The following is a 14,940-nucleotide window of genomic DNA, read 5'->3' as shown; positions in this document are numbered from 1 at the left end:
GGGGACGAATCGCTTTGGCATGGCGACGCGACCCGCGCCACCCGCCATGTGCAAAAAATGCAAGGTCAGGGTCAGTGCAAGGTTTCCACCACCCCCCGCCCCCTCCCCTTCAGAAGAGGGGGTTGGGGGTGGTGGAGTCACCGTGCAAGGTCAGGCCTCGTTCCCTTCATAGGCTTCAACGATACGGCCCACGATAGGATGACGCACCACGTCGGCGCGGCTGAAATGCACCACGCCGATGCCGTCCACGCCTTCCAGCCGGCCGACTGCGTCTGCCAGGCCACTGGCAGCCACGCCGCCGGGAAGGTCAACCTGCTTGGGATCGCCGCACACCACCATGCGGCTGTTCTGGCCAAAGCGGGTGAGGAACATCTTCATCTGCGCCGGCGTGGTGTTCTGCGCTTCGTCGAGGATGACAAAGGCATCGGCCAGGGTGCGCCCGCGCATGAAAGCGATCGGGGCGATCTCAATTTCGCCGCTGGCGATGCGCCGCTCCACCTGTTCGGGCGGCATGCAGTCATAGAGCGCATCGTAAAGCGGGCGCAGATAGGGATCGACCTTTTCCTTCATGTCGCCAGGCAGGAAGCCCAGGCGCTCGCCAGCTTCCACCGCCGGGCGCGACAGGATCAGCCGCTGAACCGAACCGGTCATCAGCTGGGCCACCGCCTGGGCCACGGCAAGATAGGTCTTGCCGGTACCCGCCGGCCCCAGGGCAAAGATCACGTCGTTCTGCACCAGCGCCTGCATATAGGCGATCTGCGTGGCCGAACGCGGCACGATGGTTTTGCGGCGGGTGCGGATCATGATCGGCGGGGCATTGCCCGGCGTTCCGGTGATGATCCCTTCGAGCGTGGGTTCCGCGCTCATCGCGATAAGCGATTCCAGGGCGCCGCTGTCGATCTCGTGCCCGGTGTTGAGGCGCTGGTACAGGCCCTTGAGCACGTCACGGGCGCGGGCCACGGCGTCTTCGGGTCCTTCGATCAAGACCTTGTTGCCGCGTGCGGAAATGAACACGCCGAGGCGGTTTTCGATCTGCACCAGGTTGGTGTCGAACTGTCCGAACAGCGCGCCCAGCATCGTCTGCTCTTCAAATTCCACTTCCACGCGGGCGCGACGGGGTTGGTCGGGCCGAGGCCCGGTCCTGACCCCGCCATCGCCCTGTATTCCGGCACGGTGTCCGGGGCGGTCGAAGGTCATGTCGCGATGTGCCTCGTCGTGGGCACGGGGGAATTTGCGAGCCATGGGATGGGGTTTTCGCGCTCCTTTCATCGAACCACTTTATCCAAGTGTAAGGCGTGATTGCCCTTGTGCAAGGGAGACTGGCGGCAAAATGCACAACGCAGGTAACAATTGCGCGACACTTTGCTGCCGGGGCACGACAAACCTGAGCGGTTTCTTGCAAGGTGCTTCGGCAGGCATTCAGCCGGGCAGGGCCATAACCGTTTCATGGCCGAACGAGACCCCCGGGCAAAACGCTCAGGTCCGGCCGGAACAAGGAGTTACCCCCATGCGCAAGTTCGTCCTCGCCCTCGTCGCCGCCGCCCTGGTTGCCCCCGTCATGGCGCCGGCCATTGCCAATGCCCAGCCGGTCAACACCCCGGCCGTGGCCGCCGCCCGCCACGAAGTGCGCCGTGATCGCGCCGAAGTGCGCCACGATCGCCGCGAAGTGGCCGTGGCCCGCGCCCATGGCAACGAACGCGCGGTGCGCATCGCCAAGCACGAGCTGCGCCATGATCGCCGTGACATGCGCCACGATCGCAAGGTGATGCATCACAAGATCCGCCACGCCTATCGCCATCACCACGGCTAAGGCCAGGCGCCCAAACGAAAAGGCCCCCGTCGCATGGATCGCGGCGGGGCCCTTTTTGTGTCTGCGTGATTGGCAATGCTGGACGAGATCAGGCGACCAGCTGGCCAGCGAGCGAATTGGGCCCGGCCTGCACCAGGTCAACCGTCACCAGATCGCCTATCGCCACATCGCCAGTGAAGTGCACCGATTGCAGCCAGGGCGATTTGCCCAGCCATTGGCCGGCAAGGCGCCCGCGCCGCTCGACCAGCACCTGGCAGCGCCGGCCCACGCTGGCCTGGTTGAACGCCGTGGCATCGCGTGCCAGCGCAGCCTGCAGCCGCTTGAGCCGCTCGTCCATCACCGCCGGCGCGATCTGATCGTCCATCGTGGCCGCTGGCGTGCCGGGGCGGGGCGAATACTTGAAGCTGAACGCCTGGGCATGGCGCACCGTACCCACCAGATCGAGCGTGTCCTGGAATTCGGCCTCGGTCTCTCCCGGGAAACCGACGATGAAATCGCCCGACAGCGCGATATCGGGCCGGGCGGCGCGCACGCGATCGAGGATCTTGAGATAGCTTTCCACCGTGTGGCTGCGGTTCATCGCCTTGAGCACGCGGTCGTTGCCGGCCTGCACGGGCAGGTGCAGGAACGGCATCAGCTTGTCGATCTCGCCATGGGCGGCGATAAGCCCATCGCTCATGTCGTTGGGATGGCTGGTGGTATAACGGATGCGCGCCAGATCTGGCTCTGCCGCCAGCACCCGGATCAGCCCATCGAGTCCGATGGCGCGGCCCTTGTCGTCCTGGCCGGTCCAGGCATTCACGTTCTGCCCCAGCAGGGTGATTTCGCGCGCGCCGCCGGCAACCAGCAGCTTGGCTTCTTCCACCAGATCGGCAAACGGGCGCGAGATTTCCGCGCCACGCGTATAGGGCACCACGCAATAGGTGCAGAACTTGTCGCACCCTTCCTGCACCGTCAGGAACGCGCTGGGGCCCGACCGGCGGCGCTTGGGCAGCGCGGCAAACTTGGCTTCGGCCGGCATGTCCGTCTCGGTGCCGCGCTTGCCGGCGGCGGCGTCGGCCACCATTTCGGGCAGGCGGTGATAGGCTTGCGGCCCGACCACGACCTTGACCGACGGCGCGCGCGCCATGATTTCCTCGCCCTCGGCCTGGGCCACGCAACCGGCCACCGCGATCAGCGGCGTGGTGCCATCGGCACGGCGCAGGCGGCCAATATCGGAATAGACCTTTTCCGTGGCCTTTTCGCGGATATGGCAGGTGTTGAGCACGACCAGATCGGCGCCATCGCGCTCGTCGGCGGCGGTCATGCCTTGGGCGGCAAGCAGCTCGGCCATGCGCTCGCCGTCATAGACGTTCATCTGGCAGCCGAAGCTCTTGACGTGAAACGTCCGGGGGGGATTCTCTGCGGGCATAAGCCGCGCCCCATAAGGCAATCGGGCGCGGATGGAAACCGCCTTGCGCAGCGCCACCGCCCAGGAAAAGGCCCGCCGCGCAAGGCATGCGCGGCGGGCCTTGGCATGGCAGGCAGCGTTGGTTCAGGCCAGGATCTGGCTCAGGAACCACACGCGCTGCTGGGCCTGGTCGGTCCAGTCATCGGCCGCGCCTTCGGTGGCGTTGTCGCCGGCTTCGGTTGCCGCGGCCTTCACCTTGCGGATGGTTTCGACCAGCGCGGCATTGTCGTCGCGCAGGGCCTTGACCATGTCCATCGCATCAACCTTGGCGCGGTCATCATCCTTTACGCTGGCCTTGGCGCCGATCGCGCCGATCGAGGTGAGCGTGGCGCCGCCGTTCTTGCGCACGCGCTCGGCCACGATGTCGGTCAGGGCGAACAGTTCGGTGGCCTGCTCGTCAAACAGCAGGTGCAGATCGCGGAACTGCGGGCCGGCCACGTGCCAGTGATAGTTCTTGGTCTTGATATAGAGCGCGAAATAATCCGCGAGCAGCCCGTTCAGGCTATCGATCAGCGCCTTGTTTGCGTTGTCGCCCGGCATGGTAAACCCCTTTCCTTTGCTTGGCTTTGCGCTTTCATACGCCACAACGGCGCCAAAGTTTCACGCAAATGGTGGCTTGAATAAATCGGTTTTGTCGATCAATCGGCAGGCTTTGGCGCCAGTCGCAAGACGATCGCGCCGCCGAGGGCGGACAGCAGCGATCCGCCCAGGATGCCGATCTTGGCCTGCTCGACCAGATCGGGCTGCGCTGGAAACGCCAGCGCGGCAATGAACAGGCTCATGGTAAAGCCGATACCGCACAGCAGCGCCATGCCCCACAGATGCATCAGCCGCGCGCCGGCCGGCCGTGGCGCCAGGCCCAGCCGTTCGGCACCCAGAACCGCGCCCAGCACGCCGGCCTGCTTGCCTACGACGAGCCCGGCCGCGATTGCCATGGGCAGCGGCGCGAGGATGCCGGCCAGGCCCGTGGCGCGCAGATCGACCCCGGCATTGGCCAAGCCGAACAGCGGGACGATCACGAAGCCATTGATCGGTACAAGCAGATGTTCCAGGCGCAGCAGCGGGCTGTCACCCCGGGCATTGAGCTTCATCGGCACGGTCAGCGCCGCCAGCACCCCCGCCACGGTGGCGTGGACGCCCGATTGCAGCACGCATGCCCAGAGGGCCACGGCAAAGACCGCATAGGTCGACGCCCGAGTCGCACCGGCGCGGTTGATCAGAATCATCGCGCCAAACACGGCGGCCGCCGCCGCCAGCCAGGCCCAGGCCACCCCGCTGGTGTAAAAAATGGCGATCACCACCACCGCGCCAAGGTCATCGACCACGGCCACGGTCAGCAGGAACAACCTGATCGACCGGGGGGCACGGCGCCCGATCAGGGCCAGCACACCCATGGCAAAGGCGATGTCGGTTGCGGCGGGAATGGCCCACCCGCGATGCAGCATGGGAAAATCACGGCTGACGGCCAGGAACACCAGCGCGGGCAGCGCCATGCCTGCCAGCGCCGCCAGCACCGGCAGCCGCCGCCGCCGTGAATCGGCCAGTGCGCCGCTGATGATTTCGCGTTTGATCTCAAGCCCCACGACAAAGAAGAACACGGCCATCAGGCCGTCGTTGATCCAGGCATGCAGGCTGTCGAGTTGGGGCGCCACGATCACCGGAAGGGCATGGTGCAGTGCGGCATGATAGGCATGGTGCAAGGGCGAATTGGCCAGTGCGATGGCCAGCGCCGCGCAGACCAGCAGCAGCACGCCCGGCGCTGCTTCGTGGCGCATCAATCGGCGCAATGTCGATTGCGGCTGATGAGGGGACACGCGCATTTCCGCCATATTCGATTCATTCCTGAAGGTTGCAAGCGTTGCCACGCGCCACGGCCAGCCGTAATTTGCCAGTGGGGGTGTTTGCCGTCAAACGGGGGTGAGGGCAAATTGGGAATGATGTCGCTGTCCACAGTCTGGCTGTGGCTGGCCATGTTGCAGCGCGAACTTCTGCTTTTCGCTGCAACATGCCTGGCCGTGGGTGCCTGCCAAGAACGGCGGCTGGACGGACTGTGGGCCTGGCTCCGGATCACGGGCCGGGCTTGCACACTGCATCTGGCTTCGGGCTTTGCGGCAAGGCACGATTGGCAGGCGCGCGTTGATCATGGCACGGGGCGCCAGCCGGGTGCGGCAGCGGTGCTGGTGCCGGTCTGGTCGGAAGCGCCGGGTGTGGCCGCCGTGATCGAGCATTGCCTGGCGGCTTGGCCAAATGCGGACCTGCGGTTGTATGTCGGCTGCCATCGCAACGATCCCGCCACGCTGGCGGCGGTCATGCGCTGCGCCACCGATCCGCGCCTGCGCATCGTGGTGCATGATCGCGACGGCCCGACGACCAAGGCCGATTGCCTCAATCGGCTTTATCTTGCGTTGCAGGCCGATGAGGCGCGCAGCGGCAGGGTCGTGCGAAGCGTAATCGTGCACGATGCCTCGAAACCGCGCGATGACGAATATAGTCAACCGCCGCTTCCGGCGCTGTGGGCATAGCTTTCGCATGTAGTGCCGATCGCCCTTTTGCTGCCGCGGCGCAGCCGTGCGGGGCAACCGTGGCATTGCGGAATTGGCCTGCGCCGCCTAGGACAAGTGGCGATGGATGTGTACCTTCCCATCGCCAATCTGGCGGTCAACGGCTTGGTGATCGTGGGGCTTGGCGCCTTGACCGGGCTCTTGTCTGGTATGTTCGGCGTGGGTGGTGGTTTTCTCACTACTCCGTTGCTGATCTTCTATGGCGTGCCGCCGACGGTGGCCGCCGCATCGGCCGCGAGCCAGGTGACCGGGGCCAGCGTTTCGGGCGCATTTGCCCACGCTCGGCGCGGCGGCATCGATTATCACATGGGCGCGGTGCTGGTCGCCGGCGGGGTGCTGGGCACCGGGGTGGGGGCACTGCTGTTCCGCCTGCTTCAGGCGCTCGGCCAGATCGATACAGTGATCAACATCCTCTATGTCGTGCTGCTGGGCGGCATCGGCGGGCTGATGGCGCATGAAAGCATCACCGCCCTGCGTGCACAGCGGCTTGGCCTCGCCCAGCCGGCGCGGCGCCGCCGCCATCATCCCCTGGTAGCCAGCCTGCCGCTGCGCTGGCGGTTCTATCGCTCGGGCCTTTACATCTCGCCACTGGCGCCGCTCTTGCTGGGCATGACCACCGGCATCCTGACCATGCTGATGGGGATCGGCGGCGGGTTCATCCTGGTTCCCGCGATGCTCTATATCCTGGGCATGAGCACCAACGTGGTGGTGGGCACCTCGCTGTTCCAGATCCTGTTCGTAACGATGGCGACAACGATGATGCACGCGCTGACCACGCATGCGGTGGATATCGTGCTCGCGGGTCTGTTGCTGGTGGGATCGGTTTCGGGCGCACAGATCGGCGCGCAGTTTGCACAAAAGGCCAAGCCCGAGCAGTTGCGCCTGATCCTGGCGGTGATCGTGCTGGGCGTGGCACTGCGCATGGCGCTGGGCCTGGGCTATCGACCCGACGAGATTTTCACCGTGGTGCCGCTATGACGCCGCGCTGGGTGCTGGCGCTGCTGGCGCCGGTGGCGGTTCTGCTGGGCGGGGCGCGTGCACCAATCCTGGTGCCCGAAATCTCGCAGCATCGGGTGGAGGTGCGCCAGGGCTTTACCGGGGCCGACCTCTTGCTGTTTGGCGCGATCCTCGATCCGGGTGGCACCCGCGCCGCGCAGGATTACGATATCGTCGTCGTGCTCAAAGGCCCGGTGCAGTCCATCGTGCTGCGGGAAAAGCGCAAGGTGGCGGGCATCTGGGTGAATGCCGCCAGCAGCGAGCTGCGCTCTGCGCCCAGTTTCTTTGCCATCGCCTCGTCCCGCCCGGTCCGCGAGATCGTGGATGACAAGACCGCAGCGATCTATGAACTCGGTCTCGATCGCCTGCAGTTGTCCCCGATCGGGGCGATCGACCCGGCGCGGCAACGGCACTTTGCCGATGGCCTGGTGGATCTGATGCAGAGGCAAGGTCTTTATCGCGAAGACGGCCACGGCGTAACGATCAGCGGGCAGGTGCTGTATCAGGCGCGCATCACGCTGCCTTCGCAAGTGCGCACCGGCACCTATACCGCTGAAACCTTTGCCATCCGCCAGGGCCGGGTGATCACCTCTGCGGTCACGCGGGTTGACGTGTCGAAGCAGGGTTTCGAACGCTTCGTGGCCGACCAGGCCGATGGCAACGGCTTGCTTTATGGCCTGTTTGCCGTGCTGGTATCGGTGGGCATGGGCTGGATCGCCGGGCGCCTGTTTGCGCTGGTGTGATGCGGGGCACTGCTTAGCCCAAAATTAACCCTGCCAGTTCTAGCGTTTGGCGCGACAACGGGCTGGGGCAAGAACAGGCATGACGGACATGAGCAGGCAGGTATTCATTTCGGCAGACCCTGCCCGGCCTGGAGATCTTGCCCCGCACGGGCCGATGCCATCTGCCGCTGCGTTGCCCGATATTGTCCTTGAACCGCGCGATCTGCCGCCGTCCGATTGCGCGCTCAGCCCGATCGGAGTGGTGGTGGATGTGGCCGGATCGGGCAGCGGCATCGCGCTCGATCTGCACCGCCTGGAAGACTGCATGGACGATGCCGATCCCACCGTGGCGCTGTCGGGCCAGGTGGGCAGCCAGATCAAGGTGCGCGTGGGGCGCGGCTGGCTGCTCGGCTCGGTGCGCAACCAGCGCCGCGATGGCAAGGTGGATGGTGGCGCACTGGCCCAGCTCGATTTTCTGGGGGAGGGCGAGGAAGACCCCGCCACCGGCCGCATCTTTGGCTTTCGCCGCGGCGTTACCCGGTTTCCCGTGCCCGGCGCGCTGGTCTATCCGGCCACCAGCGCCGATCTGCGCCAGATCTATGCCAGCGACGGCCGCGCGCATGTGACCGTGGGCACGGTGTTTCCCACGCAGGATATCCGCGCCGGCCTCTATATCGATCCGCTGCTGGGCAAGCATTTCGCGCTGCTGGGATCGACCGGCACCGGCAAATCGACCGCCGCTGCGCTGATCCTGCACCGCATCTGCGACATGGCACCCGAAGGCCATATCGTGATGATCGACCCGCATGGCGAATATCTTTCGGCGTTTCGCAACACCGGGCAACTGTTCGACGTGTCGAACCTGCAGATGCCCTATTGGCTGATGAACTTTGAAGAACACTGCGAGGTGTTCCTCACCGCTACCGGGGCAGAACGCCAGATCGACGCCGATATCCTGGCCAAGTGCCTGCTGATGGCGCGGCAGAAGAACCGTCTGGCCGAACAGGTGGGCCGCATCACGCAGGATTCGCCGATCCCCTACCTGCTGTCCGATCTGTGCAACATCCTGCAGAACGAGATGGGCAAGCTCGACAAGGGGCACAGCTCGATCCCCTATATGCGGGTGAAGAGCAAGATCGAGGAAATCCGCAACGATCCGCGCTATCAGTTCATGTTCTCGGGCATGCTGGTCAGCGATACGATGGCCGAATTCGTCGGGCGGCTGTTCCGCCTGCCGGCACATGGCAAGCCGATCTCGATCATCGACGTGTCGGGCGTTCCGTCCGAAATCACCTCTACCGTGGTTGCCGTGCTCAGCCGCCTGGTGTTCGACTATGCCATCTGGTCGCGCCAGGAAACCACGCGGCCGATCCTGCTGGTATGCGAAGAAGCGCACCGGTATGTGCCCAACGAGCGCAATTCCAACGGATCGTCGGTCGGTCGTATCCTGTCGCGCATCGCCAAGGAAGGCCGCAAGTATGGCGTGTCGCTGGGCCTGATCACCCAGCGCCCGTCTGACCTGGCCGAAGGCGTGCTGTCGCAATGCGGCACGATCATCTCGATGCGCCTCAACAACGATCGCGACCAGCAGTTCGTGCGCGCGGCCATGCCCGAAGGCGCGCGCGGGTTCCTCGATTCGATTCCCGCGCTGCGCAACCGCGAATGCATCATCTGCGGCGAAGGCGTGGCGATTCCCATCCGCGTGGCGTTTGACGACCTCGACGAAGCGCGCCGTCCGGCATCGGCCGATCCCTCGTTCAGCCAGCTATGGGGCAAGAGCGGCGGCGAAACGGAAAGCGTCGCGCGCACCGTGCATCGCTGGCGCGCGCAAAGCCGGTTTTGAGGGGGGCGGCGCGTGCCTGCGGGGGGCTTCGACAGGCTCAGCCCGAACGGAATTCCGAGGAATTGTTACCGGACTCCGTTCGCCCTGAGCTTGTCGAAGGGCGGCTTGCACAACGCTCAATCCGCTTTCAGCGCATCCTCAAGCCAATGCGGGACGTGGGTAATCGCTTCTGTCCGCAGATGATCCACCGCCAGGCCGAGGTCGGGATAGGCGGCGCGCTGGCGGGCCGGGTCTGACTGGGCGAGGGGAACGACCGTCAGGCGGCGGTTGACCTTTTGCCGCCAGTTCATCCGCGCGGTGTTTTCCTGGCCAACATAGCAGCCCTTGGTAAAGCTCACGCCGTTGAGTTCGGCCGCATTGGTTTCCAGCCACAGCGTCTGGTCGCTGCCCAGTTCGGCCTGTCCTTCGGGCACGCCCAGCTTGAGGCGGTGTTCGCGCCATGGCGCATCGACCGCCACGTCATCGTCAGCCACCGCGGCGATCCAGCGCTGGCCCAGCGCGGCAAGGCGCGGATCGGCGGCGCCGCCATCGCCCATGTGACCTTCCCAATAAACGCCAAGTTCGGGCGCAATGGCGATCGCGATCTTGCGGCGCAGGCGATAGAGCGAGAGGCGCTTGACCAGCGCCTCGGCCACGGCGGCCTCGCAATCGATCAGCAGCGCGTCCTTGCCATCGGGCCAGACCAGGAAATCGAACAGCGCCTTGCCCTGCGGGGTCAGCAGCCCGGCCCACACCGGCAGCGGCCCTTGCACGTCGTTGGTGACAAGGCCCTGGAGGAACGCGGCCACGTCTTCTCCTGGCTCAGTGGGGGATAGCCGGATCAGGGCGCGATCGAACAGGCGGGGATTGCTCATGGGTGACAGATAGGAGCGCTTGGGCTTAAGGGGAAGCCATGAGCACGCAAACGACTCTCACGATCCGCCGCCCGGATGACTGGCACGTTCACCTACGCGATGGCGCGATGCTGGAAGGCGTGGCGCCCTATACCGCGCGCCAGTTTGCCCGTGCGATCGTGATGCCCAACCTGTCTCCGCCGATGACCGACGTGGCCGGCGTTGCCGCCTATCGCGACCGTATCCTGGCGGCCTTGCCGGCGGGCAGCGATTTCACCCCGTTGATGACGCTTTACCTGACCGACCACACCGATCCTGACGAGGTCGAGCGTGGCCACAGCGCCGGCGTGTTCACCGCGGCCAAGCTCTATCCTGCCCATGCCACCACCGGCTCGGCCCATGGCGTCACCAGCGTGGCGACGATCTATCCCGTGCTCGAACGGATGCAGAAGATCGGCATGCCGCTGTTGATCCATGGCGAGGTGACCGATTCCCACGTCGACATCTTCGATCGCGAGGCGGTGTTCATCGAGCGCACGCTGGGCCGCCTGGTGGCCGATTTCCCGGCGCTGAAAATCGTGTTCGAACACATCACTACGCAAGAAGCCGCGCAGTTCGTGGAAAGCGCCGGGCCGAACGTGGGCGCAACGATCACGCCGCAGCACCTGCACATCAACCGCAACGCCATGCTGGTGGGCGGGATGCGCCCGCATGCCTATTGCCTGCCGGTGGCCAAGCGCGAAAAGCACCGCCTGGCGCTGCGCAAGCTCGCCACCTCGGGCCATGACCGCGTGTTCCTCGGCACCGACACCGCGCCGCACGCACGCCACCTCAAGGAAAGCGCCTGCGGCTGCGCCGGGCTGTTCAACGCGCCCTATGCGCTGGAAAGCTACATCGCGGTGTTCGACGAGGAAGGCGCGCTCGACAAGTTCGAGGCCTTTGCCAGCGAAAACGGCCCGCGCTTCTATGGCCTGCCGCTCAACGAGGGCACGGTGACCCTGGAAAAGACCGGCGTTGCCGTGCCGGCCGAAATCGCGGCGGGCGGCACGGTGCTGGTGCCGTTCCACGCCGGTGAAACCCTGGCCTGGCGCCTGGTCTGAGGCTTTTGGCGAGAGATCGCTTCCAGGCGCGCGATTTGTTCGCACAATAGCGAGACCCCGGATCAAGTCCGGGGTGACGAAATCATAAATAATTTAACTATCTGACGTCACCCCGGACTTGATCCGGGGTCCCGCTTACTGTTGCAATTCCCGCTGATCATTTGGCGCCTTGCCGCCGGCGCAGCAGGTCATAGCTGAACAAGGCAATCGCCGCCCAGATCAGCATGAAACACGTCACCCGCGCCGGATCGAGCGGCTCGCCATAAAGCAATGCGCCGAGCACGAAGAGGATGGTCGGCGCGATGAACTGGGCAAAGCCCAGCGTCGAAAGATCGAGCTTGCGCGCGGCGACGGCAAACAGCAGCAGCGGCACAGCTGTGACCACGCCCGATCCGGCGAGCAGCCAGGGCACCACGCCGCCTTGCGACAGGGCAGAGCCGGCCGGGCCGGACGCGGCATGGAGCACGGCGAGCAGCGCCGGCACGAACAGCACCGCGGTTTCCACGGTCAGGCCGATGACCGAAGGCACTACCAAGAACTTGCGCACCAGGCCATAGAGGGCAAAGCTGCCGGCCATCGCCATGGCCACGCCCAGCATTGACAGTGCGCCGGCCATCAGCACGGCAATGCCACCGGCAGCCAGCGCCACGGCTGCCCATTGCAGGCGGTTCAAGCGCTCGTGCAGGAAAAGCACCCCGATCAGCACATTGAGCAGCGGGTTGATGTAATAGCCCAGGCTCGCCGCCAGCACCTGGTGCGTTTCGATCGCCACCAGATACATCAGCCAGTTGCAGCCGATCGCCGCCGCGCTCAGCACCAGCCGGCCAAGCACCGCAGGGGTGGTGAGTGCAGCGCGCAGGGCGGGGCCTTGGCCGCTGAGCCAGACCACGGCAAGGCACACCGGCAAGGTGAACACCACGCGCCAGCTCACCAGCTCGATCGCCGGAACGCCGAGCAGCGGATGGAAATAGATCGGGAAGAATCCCCAGATCACATAGGCCAGCACGGCCGCGCCCAGGCCGCCCGCGGCCTTGGACGTGCCGGGGTTGTTCAGGTTGCTCGCTGTTGCGCTGTCTATCCTCTCGCTCATGGCCGGGCCTGTGGCAGGCACATCGCCTTGCGCCAAGGCCCTTTTGCGCGCGGCGTGCGGGCCGGTCCGAACTTTTTTCGTTTCTGACCAATTCTGACAGTCGCGTTGCATGTCGTTCAGCTTGAAGCCTGTAAACATGAACCAACACGACGGATCAGGAGACCGAACATGATCGCACTTCGCAAGACTATGCTGGGCCTGGCCGCAACGGCCGCTCTGGCTTCCGGCATCGCCCCGGCTTCGGCGGCGATTGAAGTTGCCCCCCAGCCCACGCTGGTTGCCCCGGTGGCGCACGATGGCTGGGACCAGGGTTGGAACCACAACCGTGGCGGCTGGCGCGATCGTGACGATTGGCGCGGTGGCTATGGCCGTGGCGGCAACGACTATCGCGGCTATGACCGCCAGGATTATCGCGGCAACGACCGTGGCTATTACGGCGATGTTGCCTATCGCGGCCAGAGCTGGCGCGGCAACGACGGCCGCTATTACTGCCGCCGCAATGACGGCACCACCGGCCTGCTGGTGGGCGGCGTGGCCGGTGCGCTGATCGGCCGGGGCATTGCCGGCAACGGTGATCGCACGCTTGGCGCCCTGCTGGGTGCAGCCGGTGGCGCGCTGCTGGGCAAGTCGATCGACCAGAGCAACGCCCGCTGCCGTTAAAACGAATACGCTAGATCCTGCCCGACCGGAGGGACCAGTCGGGGATCGGGCGGGACCGGGGCCTGCATGCGTGGTGGCGTGCAGGCCCCCTTTTGCGTCTGGTTTTGCCGGGCCGTTAACGCACCGCTAACCACGGCCGGTTCAGGAATGGCCATGGCCAAGCCCTTTGCCTCATGCCTTTTTGCGCTGCTTGCCAGCTTGGCCGTGACGGCCTGCGCGCAGGATGATGCGCCCAAGCGCAAGGCTGATCACGATCCCGCAATGAGCGCCGCGCTTGAAGGGCAATTGCTGGTTGATCCTGATCTGTCGCAGCAGAACATGCGCAACGCGGCGGTGGTGCCGGGCGGCCCGGTCGATCCCGCCACGCCGCCCCCCGATTCGCCCTAGCCAGACAGCCCGATGCCGATCGAGGCGCGCGGCTGTTCCATTTCGGCCGAGGCGACGGGATAGGCGCAAAAATCCGCCGCATAGAACGCGCCCGGCCGCTGGTTGCCGGAAAGGCCCACCCCGCCCAATGGTGCTGCGGGTGAGACGCCGTTGGTCGGTCGGTTCCAGTTGACCGCGCCGGCCCGCACATTGGCCCAGAACCGGTTGTAATCCTGCGGGGTGCCGCCGATTAGCGCGGCACACAGGCCAAAGCGCGTGGCGTTCGCCTCGGCCAGGGCCTGGTCGAAATCATCCACCTTGATCACCTGCAGGATCGGGCCGAACAACTCCACATCGGGGCGCTGGGCCATGGCAGTCACATCGATCATCGCCGGGGCCAGAAACGGCAGGTCGCCGCGCGGCCGGGTGAGATGGCGGATCGGCCGCCCGCCGTGCGACAGCAGATAGACAAAGCTTTCGGTCAGGCCATCGGCGGCGGCATTGTCGATCACCGGCCCCATGAACGGCGCGGGATCATCAAGCGGCGCGCCCACGATCAGGCGATCGGCCAGAGCCTTTACCTCGCCAACCACGGCATCATAGAGATCGGCCTTGACGATCAGCCGGCGCGCGGCCGTGGCGCGCTGCCCGGCAGTGGTAAACGCCGATTGCACGACGAGCGCGGCCGCATCGGCGATCTTGGGCGTATCCCACACCACGATCGGGTTGTTGCCGCCCAGGTCCAGCGCCACGATCTTGCCCGGCTGCGCCGCCAGGCGGCGGTTGAGCGTAAGGCCAGTGTGGCTCGATCCGGTGAACAGCACGCCATCGACGCCTTCATGCGTGGCCAGCGCCTTGCCTTCCTCGGCCGCGCCCACCAGCATCTGCGCCAGGGCGGCCGGCACCCCGGCGCGGTGCAGGCACTGGATCAGGGCCTGGCCGGTGGCGGGCGCCTTTTCCGATGGCTTGAACACCACGGCATTGCCGGCGATCAGCGCGGGAATGATATGGCCGACAGGCGCTTGCGCCGGCAGGTTGAACGGGCCGATCACCGCCATCACGCCGTGTGGCTTGTGGCGCAGCGCGGCCGTGCCCTGCAGCGCGCTGTCGAGCCGGCGTTGCGCCGTGCGTTCGGCGTAGCTGCGCACCGCGATTTCCACCTTGGCCAGCACGGTATCGACCTCGCCCTTGGCTTCCCACAACGGCTTGCCGGTTTCGCGCGCGATCAGGGTGGCTAGGCTTTCGGCATCCTTGCGCACTTCGTTGGCAAAGCGCCGCATCAATTCGATGCGGGTGGACAGCGGCTGCGCTGCCCAGGCCGGCCACGCGCGCCGCGCACGCGCCACCGCCGCATCGACATCGCCCACGGCCCCGCGCCAGAGTTCAGCACCGGTGGCCGGCTCTGTGGAAATGATTTCTCCGGCTGCCACGGGGTGGGCGTCGATCCTTTGGGTGAGGCTTGCTGTCACAGAGCGGGATAAACCAAAAGCGTTACGAATGGGTCAGCGA

General features: G+C 65.7%; 15 protein-coding genes. 8 read left to right on the top strand and 7 right to left on the bottom strand.

Annotation, left to right across the window (positions count from 1 at the left end; translation table 11 throughout):
• Window positions 1–150 precede the first annotated feature (150 nt).
• Window positions 151–1,242 (bottom strand): PhoH family protein, encoded by a 1,092-nt coding sequence (locus FHW97_RS16935; RefSeq protein WP_084390904.1) that lies wholly within the window; start codon window positions 1,240–1,242, stop codon window positions 151–153.
• Window positions 1,243–1,507: 265 nt separating this feature from the next.
• On the opposite strand from FHW97_RS16935, the gene FHW97_RS16930 reads away from it, so the two are divergent.
• On the top strand, window positions 1,508–1,810 hold the full coding sequence (locus tag FHW97_RS16930; RefSeq protein ID WP_022675006.1) for a hypothetical protein: 303 nt from the start codon (window positions 1,508–1,510) through the stop codon (window positions 1,808–1,810).
• Window positions 1,811–1,898: 88 nt separating this feature from the next.
• On the opposite strand, the gene miaB is transcribed toward FHW97_RS16930, so the two are convergent.
• The 3 genes from miaB to nhaA all read right to left on the bottom strand — a co-directional run bounded on the left by miaB (window position 1,899) and on the right by nhaA (window position 5,080).
• Window positions 1,899–3,221 (bottom strand): tRNA (N6-isopentenyl adenosine(37)-C2)-methylthiotransferase MiaB, encoded by a 1,323-nt coding sequence (miaB, locus tag FHW97_RS16925; protein ID WP_171799319.1) that lies wholly within the window; start codon window positions 3,219–3,221, stop codon window positions 1,899–1,901.
• A gap of 123 nt (window positions 3,222–3,344) precedes the next feature.
• Window positions 3,345–3,800: a Dps family protein gene (locus FHW97_RS16920; protein ID WP_022675008.1), complete on the bottom strand. Its 456-nt coding sequence runs from the start codon at window positions 3,798–3,800 to the stop codon at window positions 3,345–3,347.
• Between the two features lie 98 nt (window positions 3,801–3,898).
• Window positions 3,899–5,080, bottom strand: coding sequence for a Na+/H+ antiporter NhaA (gene nhaA / locus FHW97_RS16915; RefSeq protein WP_171799318.1), 1,182 nt, complete (start codon window positions 5,078–5,080; stop codon window positions 3,899–3,901).
• Between the two features lie 117 nt (window positions 5,081–5,197).
• Here nhaA and FHW97_RS16910 point away from each other — a divergent pair, with 117 nt between their 5' ends.
• The 4 genes from FHW97_RS16910 to FHW97_RS16895 all read left to right on the top strand — a co-directional run bounded on the left by FHW97_RS16910 (window position 5,198) and on the right by FHW97_RS16895 (window position 9,382).
• Entirely contained in the window at window positions 5,198–5,782 is a 585-nt protein-coding gene (locus FHW97_RS16910) for a glycosyltransferase (protein ID WP_171799317.1), read from the top strand.
• Between the two features lie 102 nt (window positions 5,783–5,884).
• Window positions 5,885–6,799 (top strand): sulfite exporter TauE/SafE family protein, encoded by a 915-nt coding sequence (locus tag FHW97_RS16905; RefSeq protein WP_107717096.1) that lies wholly within the window; start codon window positions 5,885–5,887, stop codon window positions 6,797–6,799.
• Window positions 6,796–7,560, top strand: a complete 765-nt coding sequence (locus FHW97_RS16900) for a TIGR02186 family protein (RefSeq protein WP_171793615.1) — start codon at window positions 6,796–6,798, stop codon at window positions 7,558–7,560. The genes FHW97_RS16905 and FHW97_RS16900 overlap by 4 nt, the downstream gene beginning before the upstream one ends.
• A 154-nt stretch (window positions 7,561–7,714) precedes the next feature.
• The gene (locus FHW97_RS16895) at window positions 7,715–9,382 is read left to right on the top strand and encodes an ATP-binding protein (RefSeq protein ID WP_171799316.1); all 1,668 of its coding nucleotides are present in this window, start codon (window positions 7,715–7,717) and stop codon (window positions 9,380–9,382) included.
• Between the two features lie 116 nt (window positions 9,383–9,498).
• Here FHW97_RS16895 and FHW97_RS16890 read toward each other — a convergent pair whose 3' ends face one another.
• Window positions 9,499–10,236, bottom strand: coding sequence for a folate-binding protein YgfZ (locus FHW97_RS16890; RefSeq protein WP_169049243.1), 738 nt, complete (start codon window positions 10,234–10,236; stop codon window positions 9,499–9,501).
• 38 nt (window positions 10,237–10,274) lie between these two features.
• Here FHW97_RS16890 and pyrC point away from each other — a divergent pair, with 38 nt between their 5' ends.
• Entirely contained in the window at window positions 10,275–11,315 is a 1,041-nt protein-coding gene (pyrC, locus tag FHW97_RS16885) for a dihydroorotase (RefSeq protein WP_171793614.1), read from the top strand.
• A 157-nt stretch (window positions 11,316–11,472) separates the two neighbouring features.
• Here pyrC and rarD read toward each other — a convergent pair whose 3' ends face one another.
• Window positions 11,473–12,405: an EamA family transporter RarD gene (rarD, locus tag FHW97_RS16880; RefSeq protein WP_171799315.1), complete on the bottom strand. Its 933-nt coding sequence runs from the start codon at window positions 12,403–12,405 to the stop codon at window positions 11,473–11,475.
• Window positions 12,406–12,573: 168 nt separating this feature from the next.
• Between rarD and FHW97_RS16875 the strand changes: the two genes are divergently transcribed.
• Both FHW97_RS16875 and FHW97_RS16870 read left to right on the top strand, forming a co-directional pair.
• Window positions 12,574–13,065, top strand: a complete 492-nt coding sequence (locus FHW97_RS16875; protein WP_028657508.1) for a glycine zipper 2TM domain-containing protein — start codon at window positions 12,574–12,576, stop codon at window positions 13,063–13,065.
• Window positions 13,066–13,218: 153 nt separating this feature from the next.
• On the top strand, window positions 13,219–13,452 hold the full coding sequence (locus FHW97_RS16870; RefSeq protein ID WP_022675018.1) for a hypothetical protein: 234 nt from the start codon (window positions 13,219–13,221) through the stop codon (window positions 13,450–13,452).
• On the opposite strand, the gene FHW97_RS16865 is transcribed toward FHW97_RS16870, so the two are convergent.
• Complete coding sequence (locus tag FHW97_RS16865; protein ID WP_107717102.1) at window positions 13,449–14,861, bottom strand: succinylglutamate-semialdehyde dehydrogenase; 1,413 nt, start codon at window positions 14,859–14,861, stop codon at window positions 13,449–13,451. The genes FHW97_RS16870 and FHW97_RS16865 overlap by 4 nt on opposite strands.
• Between the last annotated feature and the right edge of the window lie 79 nt (window positions 14,862–14,940).

Source organism: Novosphingobium sp. SG754, assembly GCF_013149315.1.
GTDB classification, from domain to species: domain Bacteria; phylum Pseudomonadota; class Alphaproteobacteria; order Sphingomonadales; family Sphingomonadaceae; genus Novosphingobium; species Novosphingobium capsulatum.
The sequence above is the reverse complement of the archived record's forward strand: the minus strand, read 5'-3'. Positions and strand labels throughout refer to the sequence as shown.